The 18,894-nt window shown below is 72.3% G+C and carries 16 protein-coding genes; 3 read left to right on the top strand and 13 right to left on the bottom strand.

The window, feature by feature from the left end:
• The first annotated feature begins 113 nt into the window (after positions 1-113).
• Positions 114-1,619 (top strand): serine hydrolase, encoded by a 1,506-nt coding sequence (locus tag EDF50_RS05665; protein WP_123518607.1) that lies wholly within the window; start codon positions 114-116, stop codon positions 1,617-1,619.
• A gap of 206 nt (positions 1,620-1,825) precedes the next feature.
• Here EDF50_RS05665 and EDF50_RS05660 read toward each other — a convergent pair whose 3' ends face one another.
• The 7 genes from EDF50_RS05660 to EDF50_RS05625 form a co-directional block, all read right to left on the bottom strand.
• Positions 1,826-2,395, bottom strand: a complete 570-nt coding sequence (locus tag EDF50_RS05660) for a manganese efflux pump MntP family protein (RefSeq protein WP_123518606.1) — start codon at positions 2,393-2,395, stop codon at positions 1,826-1,828.
• A gap of 207 nt (positions 2,396-2,602) precedes the next feature.
• Positions 2,603-3,532: an acetamidase/formamidase family protein gene (locus EDF50_RS05655; RefSeq protein ID WP_123518605.1), complete on the bottom strand. Its 930-nt coding sequence runs from the start codon at positions 3,530-3,532 to the stop codon at positions 2,603-2,605.
• A gap of 232 nt (positions 3,533-3,764) precedes the next feature.
• Entirely contained in the window at positions 3,765-4,757 is a 993-nt protein-coding gene (locus tag EDF50_RS05650; protein ID WP_233570368.1) for a carbohydrate ABC transporter permease, read from the bottom strand.
• Positions 4,754-5,698, bottom strand: coding sequence for a carbohydrate ABC transporter permease (locus tag EDF50_RS05645; RefSeq protein ID WP_123518604.1), 945 nt, complete (start codon positions 5,696-5,698; stop codon positions 4,754-4,756). The genes EDF50_RS05650 and EDF50_RS05645 overlap by 4 nt, the downstream gene beginning before the upstream one ends.
• 9 nt (positions 5,699-5,707) lie before the next feature.
• The gene (locus EDF50_RS05640) at positions 5,708-7,024 is read right to left on the bottom strand and encodes a sugar ABC transporter substrate-binding protein (protein ID WP_123518603.1); all 1,317 of its coding nucleotides are present in this window, start codon (positions 7,022-7,024) and stop codon (positions 5,708-5,710) included.
• A 20-nt stretch (positions 7,025-7,044) separates the two neighbouring features.
• Positions 7,045-8,301, bottom strand: coding sequence for a Gfo/Idh/MocA family protein (locus tag EDF50_RS05635; RefSeq protein WP_123518602.1), 1,257 nt, complete (start codon positions 8,299-8,301; stop codon positions 7,045-7,047).
• Between the two features lie 689 nt (positions 8,302-8,990).
• Positions 8,991-9,788: a DeoR/GlpR family DNA-binding transcription regulator gene (locus tag EDF50_RS05625; RefSeq protein WP_123518601.1), complete on the bottom strand. Its 798-nt coding sequence runs from the start codon at positions 9,786-9,788 to the stop codon at positions 8,991-8,993.
• A gap of 140 nt (positions 9,789-9,928) precedes the next feature.
• On the opposite strand from EDF50_RS05625, the gene EDF50_RS05620 reads away from it, so the two are divergent.
• Together EDF50_RS05620 and nagA are read left to right on the top strand one after the other, a co-directional pair.
• Positions 9,929-10,870 carry an ROK family protein gene (locus EDF50_RS05620; RefSeq protein ID WP_123518600.1) on the top strand — a complete coding sequence of 314 codons (942 nt, stop codon included), beginning with the start codon at positions 9,929-9,931 and terminating at the stop codon, positions 10,868-10,870.
• A complete protein-coding gene (nagA, locus tag EDF50_RS05615; protein WP_233570366.1) occupies positions 10,867-12,039 on the top strand; it encodes an N-acetylglucosamine-6-phosphate deacetylase in 1,173 nt (390 codons plus the stop codon). The genes EDF50_RS05620 and nagA overlap by 4 nt, the downstream gene beginning before the upstream one ends.
• Before the next feature lie 52 nt (positions 12,040-12,091).
• Here the strand turns inward: nagA and EDF50_RS05610 are convergent, their stop codons facing one another.
• The 6 genes from EDF50_RS05610 to EDF50_RS05585 form a co-directional block, all read right to left on the bottom strand.
• The gene (locus EDF50_RS05610; RefSeq protein WP_123518599.1) at positions 12,092-13,594 is read right to left on the bottom strand and encodes a glycoside hydrolase family 36 protein; all 1,503 of its coding nucleotides are present in this window, start codon (positions 13,592-13,594) and stop codon (positions 12,092-12,094) included.
• Positions 13,595-13,674: 80 nt separating this feature from the next.
• Positions 13,675-14,604, bottom strand: coding sequence for a 1-phosphofructokinase family hexose kinase (locus EDF50_RS05605; protein ID WP_158612643.1), 930 nt, complete (start codon positions 14,602-14,604; stop codon positions 13,675-13,677).
• Positions 14,601-15,617: a carbohydrate kinase family protein gene (locus EDF50_RS05600; protein WP_123518597.1), complete on the bottom strand. Its 1,017-nt coding sequence runs from the start codon at positions 15,615-15,617 to the stop codon at positions 14,601-14,603. Before EDF50_RS05600 ends, EDF50_RS05605 begins: the two co-directional genes overlap by 4 nt.
• Positions 15,614-16,519, bottom strand: coding sequence for a carbohydrate ABC transporter permease (locus EDF50_RS05595; protein ID WP_123518596.1), 906 nt, complete (start codon positions 16,517-16,519; stop codon positions 15,614-15,616). The genes EDF50_RS05600 and EDF50_RS05595 overlap by 4 nt, the downstream gene beginning before the upstream one ends.
• Positions 16,516-17,484: a carbohydrate ABC transporter permease gene (locus EDF50_RS05590; RefSeq protein ID WP_233570364.1), complete on the bottom strand. Its 969-nt coding sequence runs from the start codon at positions 17,482-17,484 to the stop codon at positions 16,516-16,518. Before EDF50_RS05590 ends, EDF50_RS05595 begins: the two co-directional genes overlap by 4 nt.
• Complete coding sequence (locus EDF50_RS05585) at positions 17,481-18,860, bottom strand: ABC transporter substrate-binding protein (protein WP_123518595.1); 1,380 nt, start codon at positions 18,858-18,860, stop codon at positions 17,481-17,483. Before EDF50_RS05585 ends, EDF50_RS05590 begins: the two co-directional genes overlap by 4 nt.
• Positions 18,861-18,894 lie beyond the last annotated feature (34 nt).

Here is an 18,894-nt window from a genome sequence, read left to right as displayed (position 1 = left end):
GAACGCGCGCGACACGCCGCTCGTCTGCCCGGATCGGCGGGCCTGCACGCTCACGTGTCGCGATGTGCACACGGGGGCAGGGGCAGGGGCGGGGACGGGCATAGGGTCGGGGGGTGACTCCGTCGACGCTGCCACGCAGCACGCCCTCCGCCCAGAACGTCGACGCGGCGGGCGTCTCCGCCTTCGTCGACGCCCTCGAGACCACCGCCGGCGTCGAGCCGCACAGCATCATGTTGTTGCGCCACGGGCAGGTCGTCGCCGAGGGCTGGTGGGCTCCGTACTCGGCCGACCGCGCGCACCTGCTCTACTCGCTGAGCAAGAGCTTCACCTCGTCGGCGGTCGGGTTCGCCGTGGCCGAGGGGCTGATGGGGCTCGACGACACCGTCCTCGGCCACTTCCCCGAACTCGACGCCGAGGTCACCGACCCGCGCAGCCGGTCGATGCGCGTCCGACACGTGCTCGCGATGGCCAGCGGCCACCGGGCCGAGACCCTCGACCGGGCGCTCGCCATCGACCCGGTCGACGTCGTGCGAGGGTTCCTGCTCACCCCGCCCGACGCCGAGCCGGGCACCGTGTTCGCCTACAACCAGCCCTGCACCTTCACCGCCGGCGCGATCGTGCAGCGGGTCACGGGCCAGTCGCTCAGCGAGTACCTACGCCCCCGCCTGCTCGACCCGCTCGGCATCGGCGACGTCGGCTGGCAGCGTGACGAGTCCGGCCGCGAGCTCGGCTTCAGCGGCCTGCACGCCACGACCCACGCGATCGCGGCCCTCGGGCAGCTGTACCTTCAGCAGGGCGAGTGGGACGGCAGGCAGCTGCTGCCGCGTGAGTGGGTCGCCGAGGCCACGCGCTCGCACGTGTCGAACGCGGGCGAGTCGAACCCGGACTGGAGCCAGGGCTACGGCTTCCAGTTCTGGATGGCCCGCCACGGCTACCGCGGCGACGGCGCCTACGGGCAGTTCGCCGTCGTGCTGCCCGAGCACGACGTCGTCCTCGCGCTGACCGGCCAGTCGCTCGACATGCAAGCGGTGCTCGACGCGGCGTGGGGGCACCTGCTGCCCGCCTTCGGGACGGACGCGGCTCAGGTGGGCGACTCGTCGGCCGACGCCTCGCTGGCGACCCGTCTCGGCGACCTGGCCCTGCCCGGGGTCGCCGGTCCGAGCGAGCACGACGCCGCACCCGTCCGGCCGGCCGCCGAGGAGGCGCGGGTCGGCGACCGGCACTCCCCCGGCACCGAGCGGCTCGTCTCGTTCACCGCGGCCGCCGGCAACGACCAGCCCGGCCTGACCGGGGTCGAACTGCGCGCCTCGGCCGACACCGCGACCACGCTCACCCTCGTCGAGGGCGACGCCCGCCTCGTGGCCCGGGTCGAGGCCGAGGACTGGGTCGTGACCGACGGCTCCGGCGACGGCGACGGTCACGACGGCACCGCCCGGACTCCGGTCGCCGCGAGCGCCACCCGGTCGGCCGACCTGCTGCACGTCGACCTCGTCTTCGTCGAGACGCCGCACCGCCTGCACCTCACGCTCGACGAGGCGGACGCGACCTTCACGGCCCTGTGGGAGACCCAGCCGTTGCACGCGCCCGCGCTGACGCAGCTGCGCATGCCTCGCGACTGACGCGACCCGCGCCTCCTGGGTGCCGAGCAGGCTGCGCCGTCGCACCCGGCGGGTTCCCGTCACCCCCGGCGGGTTCCCGTCACGGGGTCGGCGGGTTCCCGTCACCCCCGGCGGGTCAGCGCCGACCCGCCGCCGAGGACGGCAACCCGCCGACATGCCCTGAGACCCCGCGGGCACTCCGCAGCGGCCGGAAGTCCGTCACGGACTCAGCCGAGGACGCCCGTGTGCTCGAGCACGATGCTCGCGCCGATCACGATGAGGATCACGCCGCCGGCGATCTCGGCCGGCTTGCCGAACGTCGCACCCACCCGACGCCCGACGAGGACGCCGACGAAGGTCAGCACGGCGGTGGTCACGCCGATCACGAGGATCGCCCAGCCGATCGACACCGGCAGGAACGCCAGGGTCACGCCGACCGCGAGGGCGTCGATGCTCGTCGCGATCGCGAGCACGGCGAGCTCGCGGAGGTTCAGCCGGTCGGTGTCCTGCTCGTCGTCCTCACCCGAGGAGGACGCCTCGTAGAGCATCTTGCCGCCGATCAGGGCGAGCAGGCCGAAGGCCACCCAGTGGTCGAACGGCGCGATGTACTGCGCGAAGGTCGAACCGAGCAGCCAGCCGAGCAAGGGCATCAGCGCCTGGAACGCACCGAACGTGACGGCGATGACGAGCGCGTGCCGCACGCTGAAGCGCGTCATGTGCAGGCCCTTGCCGAGGGCGACGGCGAAGGCGTCGGCGGAGACGCCGAGCGCGATGAGGAAGAGGGCCCAGAACGACATGGGGGCAGCGCCTTTCGAGACGGTCGGGTGGAGACGCCGGTGTCTCGGAACCTGACGATCCTGCCATGCCCGACGCGCCTCCTCGATCGAAAAAGTGCTGATCAGAGGTATTCGGGACGCCGAATTCGGGGTGTCGGCGGGCCGTGGCGCCGGGCTCCGTGCCCCGAATGCCGACCCGCGGTCGGCGGGCAGGAGGCGCGGCGCGGCTCAGGCGGGGACGAGCACGTCGCGGGGCAGCACGGCGTGGACGCCCCAGGTGCGGTTGGCGACCTGCGTGACCCGCAGGTCGACGACCGTGCTCGCGAAGGCCAGCGCCGTGGCGGCGTCGAGCGAGTACAGCTGACGCATCCACTCGACCATCGCGGCGAGCGCGTCGGCGCTGGCGACGTTGAGGTCGGCGTCGAAGCCGAAGGTGATGCGGGCCTCGGGCGTCTCGGCGTGGATCGTCGCGAGCGGGCGATCCGTCGCGAGGCCGACCCGTGCCTCCGTCGTCATGCCGGTCTCGATCGCGGTGCCGCCCACCTCGCCGTCGCCCTGGGCCGCGTGTCCGTCGCCGAGGTAGAGCAGGGCGTCGTCGACCGCCACCGGAAGCCAGAGGGTCGTGCCCGCGACGAGGTCGCGGCAGTCGATGTTGCCGCCGACGGAGGCGCGGGGAGGGATGGTCGAGTGCTCGCCGGCCTCGGCGGGGGCGAGTCCCATGACGCCGAGGAACGGCGCGATCGGGCGACGCAGGCCCCGGCTCTCGGTGGCCGTGCCGGCGTCGCGGTCGATGCTCCAGAGCAGCCAGGCGGCCTCGGAGTCGACCAGGCCGAGGTGGCGGGTGATCGGGGTGTCGGCGGCCGCAGCGACCGTGAACCCCCAGTCGTCCGGGGTGAGCGAGACCAGGTCGAGCCGCAGCATGTCACCCGGGCGGGCCCCACGGACGGCGATCGGCCCGGTCAGGGCGTGGCCGCGCCGAGTCGGGAACAGGTACGGGGTGACCTCCCCGGGCACGGTCTGCCGCTCGAGGTGACCGGAGGCGTCGAGCGAGCGGACGACGACGGTGTCGCCGGGGTCGATGGTCAGCACGGGGACGTGGTCGCGCGAGAAGACCTCGTGGGCGGTCTCGGTGCCGGGATCCAGGCGGTGGGTCGTCATCGTCCGAGCGTAGGCCGCGGCCGCGGCCGCCGCCGGACGTGCCCGTCCAGCGACGCTCGGTACGATGGACGCCTGCTCCGCCCCGACCCCGCCCCACCTGCTCACAGAGAGACCGACGCCCCCATGGTCCTGTTCTTCCACGTCCTCATCATCGCCATCACCGTGGTCGGCGCCGGCCTGATCACGGCCGCCTTCGTGGGGCTCGCCACCTCGAAGTAGCCGGCCGCGCCGCCTACTTGAGGCCCGAGTGCGCGAGCCCGTCGATGACCCGACGCTGCAGCACGACGAAGGCGATCAGCACCGGCGCCATGGCCAGCAGGCTCGCCGCCATGACGACCGGGTAGTCGGTCGTCTTGTCGCCGATCAGGGTCGCGAGGCCTGCCGACAGCGGCATGCGGTCCGAGTAGGTCGAGACGACGAGGGGCCAGAGCAGCTCGTTCCACGACCAGAGCACGGTCGTGATGGCGAGCACGCTGATCGACGGCACCGCCAGGGGCAACATGACCCGGGCGAAGACCTGGAACGGGTTCGCCCCGTCGAGGCGCGCCGCCTCCTCGAGTTCGGCGGGCATCGCCAGGAAGGCCGTGCGCATCAGGAACGTGCCGAAGGCGCTGAACAGCCCCGGAGCGACGATGCCGGCGATGGTGTCGAGCCAGCCGAGGTTCTGGACGATCTGGTACTGCGAGATCAGGTAGACCTGCGACGGCACCATGAGGATCGACAGGATCACCGCCAGCATCACGCCGCTGCCGCGGAAGCGCATCCGGGCGAACGCGTAGCCGGCCATCGTGCAGAGCACGATCTGGGCGACCGTCCGGGCGATCGTGACGATGACGCTCGTCCGCAGCTGGTCGAGGAACGGCAGCCGCTCGAAGACGATCGCGAAGTTCTGCCACTGCAGCTCGGCCGGCCAGAGGTTCGGCGTCACGCTCTGCACCTCGGCGTTGGTCGACAGCGACATGATGATCTGCCACAGGAACGGGAACGCCATGAGGAACCCGCCGAACCCGAGCACGACATGGATGCCCGCGTGCGACCGGCCACGACGACCGGGTCGACCCGAGGAGGCGCGACGGGCGCGGTCGGGACGGCCACCGGTCGGCGCTACCTCGCGCGCCTCCTCACGGTCGGACGGGACTGCGACGAGGGCCGCCGGCGTGGCGGACAAGGTCTGGGGATCACTGAGCACGGCCGCCGAGCGGACCGGTGCGGCTCGGTCGGTCATGACTGCACCCACTTCTTCTGGAGACGGAACTGGACGAGCGTGACGAGGCCGATCAGCACGAAGATGAACATCGCGATCGCCGCCGCGTAGCCCTTGTCGTTGGCGATGAAGCCCTGCTGGTAGAAGAAGTAGACGAGCGACAGGCTCCGCGGCAGGACGGGGTTGGTGCTGCCCAGGATCGCGAACTGCAGGTCGAACAGTTGGAAGCTCGAGATGATCGTGATGATCAGCACGAAGAAGATGCTCGGGGTGAGCAGCGGCACCGTCACCGAGCGGAACTGACGCCACGGCGTCGCCCCGTCGAGCTCGGCCGCCTCGTACAGCTCGGGCGGGATCGCCTTGAGACCGGCACCCAGGATGATCATCGCGAACCCGATCGACGACCAGAGGCCGACGATGGCCACGGCCACCGTCGCGGCGCCGGGTGTCGAGATCCAGTAGGGGCCCTCGATGCCGACCAGCGAGAGCAGGTAGTTCAGCACCCCGAAGTCGCCGTTGAAGATGATGCGCCACACCATCGCGATGGCGGTCGGCATGGCCACGTACGGCAAGAAGAACAGGACGCGGTAGAACGACGCGAAGCGGAGGCCAGGGGTGTTCAGCAGGCTCGCGAGCCAGACGGCCAGGGGCACGCCGAGCAGGACGATGCCGGTGTAGAGCAGCGTGTTGCCGAGAGCCGTCCAGAGCTGGGGGTCGACCACCAGCCGCGTGTAGTTCGCGAGGCCCGTGAAGGTCGACCCGCCGAACACGCCCCACGTCGTCATCGAGTAGTAGGCGGTCTGCAGCACGGGCCACACGAAGAAGACCGCGATGCCCGCCGCGAGCGGCGACACGAACAGCCAGGGCCACGCACCGTCACGGTGCAGCGTGTTCCGCCTCGGCACGGGGGTGGGGACGCGGGACTCCGAGGGTCGGGGGGTCGTGATCGTGTCGTCGCTCATGCGGTCCCCCTATTCCTTCTCGAGCAGCAGGGTCATCTGCTCGCCGAGCCGCGCGGCCACGTCGGACACCGGGTCGTCACCGCGGAAGGCGCCGGGCAACTCGGCCGTCTCGAGGGTCGTCCACGCCGACGAGTTCTTGGACACGGGCACCGACTTGGCGTAGTCGATCCCGTCGACGAACACCTGCAGGTCGCGCTCGGGAGCGCTGTCGAGGTAGCCCTGCTCGGTGCCGGCGAAGGCGGGCATCACGGTGCCCATGTCGCCCTGCTGCTGCTGCGCCTCCTGGCCGGCGAGGTAGACCTGCAAGGCCTGGGCGGCCTGCTTCTCCTGGCTGCCGGCGGCCACGACGTTCGAGATGCCGTGGATGACGGTGGCCTGCTCCTCGCCGGTCGGCAGGGGCAGCACGTCGGCGGTCGCCGAGACGGGCGAGTCGGTCACGGCCGGGTTCAGCCAGCTGCCGCCCCAGTACATCGCCAGCTTGCCCGAGGTGAACCACTGGTCGGCGGCGGTGTCGGTCAGCTGTTCGATGTTCGGTGAGCCGCCGGAGGCGATGAGGTCGGTCCAGAACTGCAGGCCCGCCTTGGCCTCCGGGGTGTCGTAGCCGGACGACCTGCCGTCGTCCGAGACGACCTCGCCGCCGGCCTGGAAGATGGTGTTGTAGTAGGTCGTCTGCCCGTCCATGCCACCGGCCCCGCCGTAGATCCCCTGGTCGGAGAGCGCGTCCGAGATCGCGACCGCGGTCTCGGTGAACTCGTCCCAGTCCCAGTCGCCGTCAGGCAGGGGCACGCCCGCCTGCTCGAAGAGCGCCTTGTTGATCCAGATCCCGATCGTGTCGACGTCCTTGGGCACGCCGTACTGCACGCCGTCGAGCTCGTACAGGTCGACGAGTGCCTCGGGGTAGTTCGTGGTGTCGATGTCACCGGCATCGATCGCACCGGTGAGGGGCTCGATCTTGCCGTTGCTCGCGTAGAGCTCGAAGTCGGGGCCGTTCATCCAGAAGAGGTCGGGCAGGCTGTTGCTCGACGCCTGCGTCTGCAGCTTCGTGAAGTAGTCGGCGTACGGGGTGACGTTCACGCTGACGTCGATGTTCGGGTACAGCTCGTTGAAGCCCTCGAGGTTCGCGTCGATGGCCGCGATCTGCGCCTGGTCCCAGACGCCGTAGGTGATCGAGGCCGAGAGGTCGCCGGGCGCGGCCTCGTAGTCGTCGGCGGTCGCCGGGCCACCGGCCGAACTGCACCCGGCGGCGACGAGGGAGATGCCGAGGGCGGCGGACGCGATCGAGAGACGGCGACGGACACCGCGGCGAGGAGTGGAGGAACGAGACATGGTGCTGTCCTTTCGGTTCGTCAGGAGGCCGCGGGGGCGTGTGACGACGGAGTGGTCGAGGAGGTGGGGGCCGAGCCGCCGGCGGTGAGCCGGGCGAAGTGGTCGAGCACGGCGTCGGGAAGGCGGGGCACGTCACGCGGCGTCGAGCCGTCGCGCAGCGACTCGGCGGCGAGGGCGCCGGCCGCGACGGCGGCGCGGGCGGCGACAGGCGAGAGCGTCGGTGGCACCCCCCGGGCGACGAAGGCGAGGAACTCGGTCACGGCGGCGACGTCCGCGTCCGCGTGCCCGGCCTCGACGCCGTCGATCGGGTACTCGACGTCGCCGGCCACCTGCCAGTCGTGCCGGCGGTTCCAGACCTTGACGACTCCGCCCCCGGTGTCGCCGACGTTCTCGAGCCGCCCCTCGGTGCCGATGACGGTGTAGTTGCGCCAGTAGTCGGGTGTGAAGTGGCACTGCTGGTAGCTCGCCATCACGCCGTTGTCGAGCGTCATCATCATCATCGAGACGTCCTCGACGTCGACGACCGGGTTCAGGCCGGTCGCCGACGCCGGCGGCCAGTTCTCGAACGAGAACCAGTCGTCCACGGTCTGACCGGGCCGCTCGTGTCGGTCCTCGACCTCGCCGTAGACCATGAGGTCGCCCATGCCCACCACGCGCCGTGTGTAGGCACCGGCCAGCAGGTGCACGACGTCGATGTCGTGACTCGCCTTCTGCAGCAGCAGCGTGCCCGTCTGCGAGCGGTCGGCGTGCCAGTCCTTGAAGTAGTAGTCACCGCCGTTGCCGACGAAGTGCCGCACCCAGACGGACTTCACCTCGCCGATCTCACCGCGCGCGATGACGTCGTGCATCAGTCGCACCACGGCGGCGTGCCGGAAGTTGTGCCCGACGTAGAGCGGCGTCCCCGTCTCGGCCGCCACGGTGAGGATCGCGTCGGCGTCGGCGACGGTCGTCGCGAGCGGTTTCTCGAGGTACACCGCGATCCCGGCCCGGAGCAGGTCGATCGCGACGGCGGCGTGGGTGGCGTCCGGTGTCGTCACGATCGCCGCGTCGACGAGTCCGACGAGGTCGTGGTGCGACGCCACGACCCGGGCACCGGGGAACTGTTCGGCGGCCCGGCCGCGACCCTCGGGCGTCGTGTCGGCGGCGGCGACGAGTTCGGCGGCGTCACCGGCGGTCGCCACGTGGTGCGCGATGTAGGCGCGCTGCCCGACTCCGACCACGCCGACGCGCAGCGCGGCAGTCGCGCCCGTCGACTGGTGCGAGGGGTTGTTGGTCATCGTGTCACCGCTCCTTTGCGTGAAGATGATTCAAACGTAGCCGAATCGCTCATGAAACGACAATAAGGCGCACGACCGCTCAGTAAAAGACCGCTGCGAGAGGTTTAACTCCCCCGAAACACATCACCCCGGCCGACGGACGCCTCACGACGAGGCGTGGACGAGGGAGCCTGGACGAGGGAGGCGCGAGCGACGCGACGAAGTCACGGGGCGAGATCCGGCAGCCAGAGGACGCCTCGAGACCGCCCTGGTCTGCTCGGGCCTGCACGCCGTCCGGGCGCATCGCGTGACCTCGCGGCTCTGGCTCGCGGGGCCGGCACCGCGCCTCCTCGGCTCCCCTCGAGGGCCTTCGCACGCTCGCCGCCATGCGCTCGTTCTGCTCGCACTGTTCGGCCGCGAGACGCATGAGGACGGTCCGCACGGCCTCGCAGGTGCGCTCGTGGTCGACGTGCTCGTCGTCGCCCTGCGCCTTCCCCTCGCCGGAACCCTCCGAGACCTCGGCAACCAGCTCAGGCCGCCCCACAACGCCAGGACGTGGGCACACCGCCAGGTTTAAGCATGGTGCTGTGCCCACATCCTGGCGGGATGGCGGGGTGGCGGGGTGGGGGGATGGGGGGGGCGGGATGGCGGGGTGGCGGGGTGGGGGCAGGCAGGGGCGGGGCGGCATCGCTCGGGCAGGTCGTTCGCGGTCAGGCGGTCGCGGACGCGACGACCACCTCGACCCCGGCGGCCTCGAGCTCTCGACGAAGTTCGGGCTCGACGGCGACGTCGGTCACGAGCACGTCGACCACCGACAGGGGCGCGATGCGGGCGAAGGTGGACCGGCCGAGCTTGGTGCTGTCGGCGACGACCACGACCTTCTTCGCCACGGAGGCGAACTGGCGGCTGACGTCGGCCTCGCCCTCGTGGACCGTGGTCGCCCCGAAGCGGCCGGTGAGTCCGTCGACGCCGAGCACCGCCACGTCGAGGGCCATCTCGGCCAACGACGCCGTGACCATCGGCCCCACGAGTTCGTACGACTGCCGACGCGACACGCCACCCGTGACGACGATCTTGACGTGGGGCCGCACCGAGAGCTCGTAGGCGATGTTCAGGGCGTTCGTCACGATGGTGACGCCGTCGTCGCCGTCGCCGCGGACGAACCGTTCGCTGCGGCCGAGCTCACGGGCGACCTCGCTCGTCGTCGTGCCCCCGTTGACCCCGACCGTGTCGCTGACCTGGATCAGAGCGGCCGTCGCCTTCGCGATCGCGACCTTCGCCTCGGCCTGGCGCGCGATCTTGTACTGCAACGGCAGCTCGTAGCCACTGCCGAGCGCCGCCGCGCCACCGTGTGTCCGGGTGACGAGTCGTTGGCCGGCCAGCGTCGAGAGATCGCGGCGGGCCGTCGCGGCCGAGATGTCGAGGGCGTCGCCGATCTCGGCGATCGAGACGTTGCCCCGCTCGCTGATGAGCTCGAGGAGGGCGTTCAGGCGTTGCTGCTGGGTCATGGGGCTCTCCTCGAACGGTGCCGGGTGACGTCGCTCCGATCTTAGCGATCGTCCGCCAGAATGATCGAAGATGATCGAATCGGAGGTCATCGCTCACGCGGTCGTTCCTCCGACGATCAGTATCCGTGAGAGGACATTCCATGACCACCCCTCCCCCCGGCGACGCCCGGCCCCGAGTGCTCGGCGTCGACGTCGGTGGCACGACCGTCAAGGCCCGGCTGGTCGAGATCGGCCGGTCCGACCGCCCCCTCTGGGAACGACGGGTCCCGACCCCCCGCGACGACCACGACGGGCTCGGGACCGCGGCGACCGTCGCCGGTCTCGTCGATGCCGCTCGCGGTGTCGGCCGGGTCGACGCCGTCGGCCTCGTCGTGCCGGGGATCGTGGACGACGACGCCGGGACGGCCGTCGCCTCGACCAACGTCGGCTTCCGCGACGCACCCCTGCGCGCCCTCGTCGAGCGCGCCTCCTCGCTGCCCGTGGGTTTCGGGCAGGACGTCCGCGCCGGGGCCCTCGCCGAGGCGGCCACGGGCGCCGGGGCGGGCGTCTCGGGCGGCCTCGCGTTCGTCCCCGTCGGCACCGGTCTCGCGGCCGCCGTCGTCGACCGGGGCGTGGCCCTGGTCGCGGGCGGATGGGCCGGCGAGATCGGTCAGGTCGTGCTGACCTCGGGGCGCCTCGCCGGCTTGCGAGTCGAGGAGGTGGCCTCGGCCGGCGGTCTCGCGCGGCGCACGGGCGCCGCGAACGCCCTCGCCGTCGTGGCGCGCGTCCGGGCGGGCGAGCCCGAGGCGAGCGCGGCCTGGCGCGAGCTGGTCGAGGTGCTCGCCGACTGCCTCGCGTGGATCGCGGCCGTCGCGGCCCCCACCACACTCGTCGTGGGCGGCGGGCTGGCAGGGGCCGGCGCGGTGCTCTTCGACCCCCTCGGCTCGGCACTCGACGAGCGCCTCGCGCACTCGCGTCGCCCCGCCCTGGTGCCCGCCGCACACGGCGACGGGGCCGCGATGGTGGGCGCCGCCCTCCTGGCCGAGCAGGCCCTCCACGACCGGGGAGCGCTCGAGACCCTGCCGGCCGGAGGCGCGGCGTGAGCCGCCGGGACGACGCGGCCGGGCCGCGGGGCACGGCCGACCGGGTCGTCGTCGCCGACCGGATCGTGACGGCGACGGGCGCCGACGGCCCCGGCTGGCTCGCCCTGGGTGACGGCCTCGTGGTCGACGTGGGCGACGGACCGGCCCCGACCGGTGACCTGGTGCGCCTGCCCCTCGAGCGGCTCCAGGGCGTCGTCGTGCCCGGATTCGTCGACCAGCACGTACACGGCGCGCTGGGCGTCGACTTCGGCGGTGCCGACGAGGCCGGGGCCCGCCGAGCCGCGGCCCACCACCAGCGAGCGGGCTCGACGCGGCTCGTGGCCTCCGTCGCCACGGCCTCGTCGGAGGCGACGGTCCGGGCCCTGGGCGTCCTCGCCCCGCTCGTCGAGGAGGGGGTGCTCGACGGCGTCCACCTCGAAGGGCCCTGGCTCTCGGTGGAACGGCGAGGCGCTCACGACCCCGGTCTGCTGCGGTCGCCGGAGCCCGCCGAGGTCGAGGCCCTGCTCGAGGCCGCCCGGGGCACCGTCCGTCTGGTGACCATCGCCCCCGAGCTGCCCGGCGCGGTCGACGCGATCCGCCTGCTCGTCGACCGCGGCGTGGTGGTCGCGCTCGGACACTCGGACTGCACGGCCGCCGAGGCCCACGCGGCCGCCGACGCCGGGGCGACCGTGGTCACCCACGTCTACAACGGCATGAGACCGCTGCACCACCGCGAACCGGGCCTGGCCGGTGCCGCGCTGACCGACGACCGCCTCGCCGTGGAGCTCATCCTCGACGGTCAGCACGTCTCGAGGGACGCCGTCGAGATCGCACGCCGCGCCTCCTCGGGTCGTCTCGTGCTCGTCTCGGACGCCATGGCCGCCACGGGCTGGTCCGACGGCCGGTACTCGATCGCGGGCTCCGAGGTCGTCGTCGAACACGGCGTGGCGATGCTCGCGGACGGCTCCTCGCTGGCCGGCAGCACGGGTACCGTCGGGGCCGGCGTCACGCGCCTGGTGCGCGAGCACGGTGTCTCGCTGCCCGAGGCCGTGCGGGCGTCGTCCGCCACCGCCGCGGCCTCCCTCGGGCTGGCCGGGGCGGGGCTCGGCCGCGGCGACCGGGCCGACCTCGTCGTGCTCGACGACCAGGGCCGGGTCGGCCGGGTCATGCGGGGCGGGCACTGGCTCTGAGGCCCGCCGACCGGCCCGCCGACCGGCCCGCCGGGCCGATCAGCCGGACCGATCAGCCGGCGACGGCCGTCGGGTCGGGCTCGTGCCGGCCCGTGACGACGGCCGACAGGTCGACCTCGCGCCCGTCGACGACGAACCGGTGCCGGCCGACGTGCTCGACCGTCGGCCGCTCGGAGAGCCAGTCGGCGAGCAGGCCGCGTTCGGCCTCGTCGAGCCACGCCATCGGGTCGGAGGTCGACCGGAACTCCAGCACGGCCGCCGTGTCGCGCAGCAGCTGCCGTTCGGGCTCGCCGAGCAGGCTCCTCGTGCTGCGGAAGTACACCGAGTCGGGGTCGACCTCGTAGAGGCCCTTCATCCAGGCGCGGTTCACCGACGAGACGATCGAGTTGAGCGCTCCCGCTCCCGAGGGGTCACGGGGCCGCTCGGCGTTGTCCCACACGGCGGCCGTGTCGGGCCCCACCCGGGCGCCGTCGAGGATGCCCACCGAGGGGATCATCGGCACGCCGCAGCCGAGCAGGTAGGTGTCATCGCCCACCACGTCGCGGATGTGCTGCAGGGCGTCGCGGTAGGCGACCTCCCGGTGGACGTCGGTGCTGCGGACGCCCGTGACGGCCCCGGCGTACATGAAGTCGAGCTTGAGGTAGCTGAACCCCCAGCCCGTGACACGCTCGAAGACCTCGCGGAGGTGGTCGCGCACCTCGGCCTGCGTCGTGTCGAGGGCGTAGTAGTGCGACTCCCAGTTGTGGCCGGCGACGAGCGGGCGGCCGTCCTCGCCCTGGACCATGAGGTCGGGTCGGGTCCGGGCGATCGTCGAGCCGGGCAGCGCGATCAGCGGGGCCAGCCACAGGCCGGGGCGGAATCCGCGGGCCGCGATGCCCTCGGCGGTGGCCTGCATGCCGGACGGGAAGTCGGGGCCGGCCTCCCAGTCGCCCACGATCGTCTCCCAGCCGTCGTCGATCTGGAACACGTCGACGGGCTGACCCTCGAGGTCGGCGACCGTGCGGGCGATCAGCCCTTCGTCGATCGACTCGAAGAACGAGTACCAGCTGCTCCAGACCGTGCCGGCCGCGCGGGTGCGGTGCCCGAGCCGCTCCGAGACGAGGCTCGCGTAGTCGGCGAACACCTCGAGTTCGGGGCCGTAGGCGACGAACCACTCTGCGAGGTCCGCCTCGTTCCGGGCCCAGAGCACGTCACGGTCGGCGCCGACGCGGGGTGTGCCGAGGCCCAGGCCGCCGATCAGCAGCACGTTGCCGTCGGGCCCGGCGACGGCGCCCACGGCGCTGCCCGAGTGCGCGTGCGGCGTCTCGACGGCGGCGTCGTCGGCGGTCAGCAGCCGCTCGGGGCTGTCCTTGATGCCGATGGTCTCGCCGTCGGTGCGGGCCCACCCGCTGGGGCTCCACGAGTTCCAGCCGTGCCGGTAGAACTCGGTCTCGCCGAACGGGTGCAGCACGGCCAGGGGGCCGGCGGGGACGACGAAGCCGGTGCCCGTGCGACGGGGAGGCGCGGTCACGTTGGCCGCGAACGTCGCGTCGTCGAAGTCGAAGGTGAACTGCATCGGGGTCTCTCTCTGTCGAGGGGAAGGGGTGTGAGGTCGAGCGGGAAGGGGCGTGGAGCGGGTACGGGTGCCGGCGACCGTCAGACGGCTTCGACCCGTACGAGGTCGGCGATCTCCCGAGCCCGGTGGGCGTCGAACACGGCCGCCCCCGGCACCTCGGCGTTCGCGGCCCCCGCGCCCGTGGCCGCGGCGAGCGCCTGCTCGAGGGGCCGGCCGTCGTCGAGCCCCGCGACGAGCGCGCCGAGGAACGAGTCGCCGCTCCCCACGGGATGGTGGCCCGCGGTGGTCGGCAGGGCGACGCTCCACCGGCCCGTGTCGTCGGCGGCGAGCGAGCCCGCGGCCCCGTCGGTGACCACGACGGCGCCACGCGTGCGCACCCTCAGCGCGTCGACCAGCGATCCGAGCGCGGCGTCGGCCGGTGCGCCGAGGGCGACCCGCGCCTCCTCGCGGTTGATCTTCAGCAGGTCGATCGCGGTGCCCGCCGCGAGCAGGCGCCTCAGCGGTTCGCCGTGGGTGTCGAGCGCGAACCGGGACGAGGAGGCGCGGGCCAGGTCGGCGAGGCGGGTCACGAGGTCGTCGCCCGCGTCGGGAGGCATGCTGCCCGACACGGAGAGCCACGCGCCGGGCACGAGGGCGGCCCGCAGGGAGTCGAGGACGGCGTCGACGACGACGTCGGACACCGGCACGGCGTGTTCGTAGACCTCGGTCAGGTCGCCGGTGGAGTCCGAGCCGATCGACACGCAGACGCGGGTCGCGACGTCGTCGGGCACCGGGACGGCGTCGACGCCGTCCGCTCGGAGCAGCTCGGCCACCAGGTCGCCGATGCGGCCGCCGAGTACGGGCACGGCCGTGACCTCCGCCCCCAGGGAGGACGCGGCCCGGGCCATGTTGAGTGCCTTGCCGCCGGCGACGCGACGGACGAGTGACGGTCGGTGCGGGTGTCCGAGCACGAGGTCGTCGACGACGTAGGCGGTGTCGAGCGAGGGACTGAAGGCGGCGACGACGATCACGCCGGCACCCGCTCGAGGTCGTCGGGGGCGGCCTGCGAGCCGGTGCCGCCCGCGGCGCGGGTCGAGAGCGAACCCGCCGTCGTGGCCCAGCGGAGCCGTTCGACCTCGTCGTCGGCGCCGGCCGTCCAGGCCGCGAGGTAGCCGGCGTCGAAGCTGTCGCCGGCACCCGTGGTGTCGACCACGTCGAGCACGAGTCCCGGGTGCGAGACGGGTCGCCCGCCGTGCCGGAGGGACCAGCCCCCGTCCCGGCCCGCCTTGACGACGACGGCGGGGCCGAGGGCGGCGATCGTGGCCGCCGCGGCCACGTCGTCCGCGTCGGCGGGGCCGTCGCCGTGGCCGGCGTCGTGGCCGCCGCCGTGACCGTCACCGGTGGGTGCGCCGAGCACGGCGCCGACGGCACGCAGCTCCTCGCGGTTCGGCAGGAACAGGTCGACGTGCGGCAGGGCCTCGCGGAGTCCCTGCCACCGACCCGCGGGGTCCCAGTTCGTGTCGAGGCTGATCGTCAGCCCGTCGGCTCGCGACTCGGCGAACAGGGCGGGCAGCTCGGCCGCGAGGCCGGGCAGCAGGAACCACGACGCGACGTGCAGGTGGCCGAACGGCCGCCCGTCGGCCCGGGCGGCCGCCAGGGCCGCTCGGACGTCGGCGCCGCGCACCGACGTCATGGCCCCGGTGTCGGTGAGGATCGAGCGGTCGTGCGGCGCGGAGAGGATCACCGACAGTCCGGTCGCCGCGCCCTCGACGATCCGCACGCCCGAGGTGTCGACGTGGCCCTCGCGCAGCCGCTCCGTCGTGACCCGGCCGAAGTCGTCGTCGCCGACGCAGGCGACCAGGGTCGTCTCGACCCCCAGCCGCGCGAGACCGTGGGCCACGATGCCGGCCGAGCTGCCGAGCACCAGGCGGCTCGACTCGAGCAGTTGCTCCTCTTGTCCGAACCGCGGGACGACGTCGCCCGTCAGGACCAGGTCGAGGTTCGCGTCGCCGACCACGAGCACCCGGGTGGGCCCGGCGCTCATCCCTTCAACCCGGAGAACGTCATGGTCGCCACGAACTGCTTCTGCGCGACCAGGAAGAACACGATCAGCGGCAGGGTCGCCACCACGTTGCCGGCCATCAGCAGGCTCCAGTCGGTGCGCCGGTTGCCCTGGAAGTTCGTCAGGCCGAGTTGCAGGGTGAACGCCTCGGAGTCGTTGATCGCGATGAGGGGCCAGACGAGGTCGTTCCACGAGCCGAGGAGGGTGAAGATCGCCAGGGTCGCCAGTGCGGGCCGGGCGAGGGGCAGGACGATGCGGAAGAAGACCTGCACCCGCGTGCAGCCGTCGATCATGCCGGCCTCTTCGAGCTCGACCGGCAGCGAGAGGAAGAACTGTCTCATCAGGAAGATGCCGAAGGCCGAGGCCAGCCACGGCACGATCGCCGCCCCCAGGGTGTCGATCAGCCCCACCCGGGCGAACAGCACGTAGGTCGGGATCATCAGCAGCTGGGTGGGGATCATGATCGTCGCGAGCACCGCGAGGAAGCCGATGTCGCGCCCCGGGAAGCGCAGGCGAGCGAAGCCGTAGCCGGCCAACGAGCAGAGCACGAGGTGGGACACGATCGCGACCACCGAGACGACCACCGTGTTCGCGAGCCACCGCAGGATGTCGGACTCGGCGAAGAGCTTCTCGTAGCCGGCCGTCGTGAACGACGACGGGAAGAACGCCGGGGGGAACTTGTTGATCTCGCCCGCGGGCGTGAACGAGGTGAGGAACATCTCGACGAACGGCACCAGGAAGACCACCGCGACGGGGAGCAGCAGCAGGTGCCACGCGCTGAAGGGGAGGCGCCGTCGCCGGCCGCGCGGGGGTCGGGGCGGCGAGACCACGGTCTCGGCCGTGTCGAGTGGGCGGCGCGGCAGCACCGGGGAGTCGACGCTCATCGGGTCTCCTTTTCTCTCGCGGCAGCGCGGCGCTGCTGCACGGTGACGATGACGGTGGCGATCAGGGTGACGAAGAACAGCCCGTAGGCGATGGCCGAGCCGTAGCCGAAGTCGAGTTCGCGGAAGGCCGTCTGCCAGAGGTAGTACACGATCGTCTCGGTCGCGTTCAGCGGCCCCCCTCGGGTCGTCGTGTAGACGAGGTCGAAGAGCTGCACGGCCTGGAGGGTCATGTAGATGGCGACGAAGGTCGTGACCGGCCGCAGTTGCGGCCACACCACGTTCCAGAAGATCTGCGTCGGCCCCGCGCCGTCGATGCGCGCCGCCTCGACGACGTCACCGGGCACGTCCTGCAGGGCCGCGAGGTAGATCACCGTCGTGAAGGCCGCCTGCCCCCACAGCGACATGATCGCGATGACGACCATCGACTGGTTCGGGTCCTCGAGCCACCCCTGCTGGGGCAGGTGCAGCACCCGCAGCACGTTGTTCATCAGACCGAACTGCGGGTTGAAGAGGTACGTGGTGAGGATGCCCGTCGCGGCGGCCGACGCGACGAACGGCACGAAGATCGCCGTGCGGTAGAGCCCGACGAACCGGATGCGCCGATTGAGGGACACCGCCAGGAAGAGGCCGACCAGCACGACCGCCGGCACGAACAGCGCGGTGTAGAGCACCGTGTGCAGCACGGCCGCGCCGAGGTCGGCGTCGCCGACCAGCTCGGCGTAGTTGTCGCCCCCCACGAACTCGGGCGCGCTGAACCCGTCCCACTCCTGCAGGGACAGCAGCAGTGCCCAGACCGCGGGGAAGATCGACAGGCCCAGCACGATCACCAGGGCCGGCGCGACGAACCCCCAGCCGCCGAGGCGGGAGCCGAGCCGACGGCGGGGCCGAGCCGGCGCCGGGGGCCGAGCCGCGCCTCCCGGGGGCTCGGCCGCCGACGGCCGCGTCGGCACCGACGTCGCGGTCACCGGTCGCCCAGGGACTCGTCGGCCTCGTCCGCGGCCTTGCGGAGCGCCTCGGCCGGCTCGCCCTGGCCCTGCAGCACCGACGACACCGCCTGGCCGACGGCGGCCGACACGTCGACGTAACCGGGAACGGTGGGTCGGGCGTGCTTCGCGTTCTCGGCGTTGGCCTGCATCACGTCGAGCCCGGGCAGGTCGGCGGCCTTCGCCCGGAACTCGGGGCTGTCGGACTCGCTCGAGCGCAGCGGCAGGTTGCCGTACTCGACGTTGAACCGGAGGTCCTGCTCGGCCGAGGTCAGCCACTCGGCGAACTCGTACGACCAGTACGCACGGTTCGCGTCCTGGTGGTCGAACAGCGCCCAGACGTCGGGCCCGGAGACCGTCTGGTGGTCGCCGTCGGTGCCCGGAAGCTCGACGACCCCGTACTCGGTGCCGGCGATCTTCAGGTCGTTCAGCTGCCAGGGGCCCGACGTGATCATGCCGATGCGGTCGCTCGCGAACAACGGGCCGAACTTGGTGTCGGTCTGGTCGAGGTACACGCTCTCGTCGTCGACGGCCATGTCACGCAGCAGGGTCAGCGCCTCGACCCCGGCGTCGCTGTCGAACGCGGCCTCGGTGCCGTCCTCGCTGAGGATCTCGCCCCCGTTCTGCCAGAGGTGCGGCCACAGCTGCCAGGTGGTCTCCTCGCTGCCCGACACCGAGTAGCCGTAGCCGTAGGTGTTCGAGGCGGGGTCGGTCAGCTGCTTCGCCGCCGCGCGGAAGTCGTCCCAGGTCCAGTCGGCGGTCGGGTACGCGACGCCCGCCTCGTCGAACACCGTCTTGTTGAACAGCAGGCTGATGTTGTCGACGACGGCGGGGAACCCGATGGTGCGGTCGCCGGTCGGCTGGACCGTGCTGCGGGCGGCCTGGGGGAACTCATCCCACTTCACGTCGGGCTCGGCGACCTGGTCGGTGATGTCGAGGGTGCGCTTCGACTTCTCGAGCTGGCTCGCCCACGAGCCGAAGGCGTACGAGATGTCCGGGTAGGTGCCCCCGGCGAACGAGGCCGACAGCTTCTGCAGCAGCTCCTCGGTCGAGGAGGCCCCGGGCGACAGCTTGAGCGTGACGTTCGGGTGCTCGTCCATGAACTCCTGCGCCAGGTCGTCGAGCAGTTGGCCGGCCGCGTCGTCCTGTCCCGTCCACATGGTGATCTCGACGTCGGCCGACTCGTCGAGGGTCGACGACCCCGACGGCGCGCAGCCGGCGAGGACGCCGGCCGCCGTGGCGACGGCCGCGCCGAGCGCCAGCCCCCGTCGGAGTCGGCCGGCGGTCGCGCCGCGGGGTCGGTTCCTGCGACCCTCGGCCGTGCTGCGGCCGGTCGTCGTGTGCGAGAAGAAGGACATCGTCGTGCTCCGTTCGGGTGGGGGTGGAGGGAGG

Source organism: Frigoribacterium sp. PhB24 (assembly GCF_003755185.1).
Taxonomy (GTDB): Bacteria; Actinomycetota; Actinomycetes; order Actinomycetales; family Microbacteriaceae; genus Frigoribacterium.
This window is presented reverse-complemented; position numbering and strand designations above follow the sequence as displayed.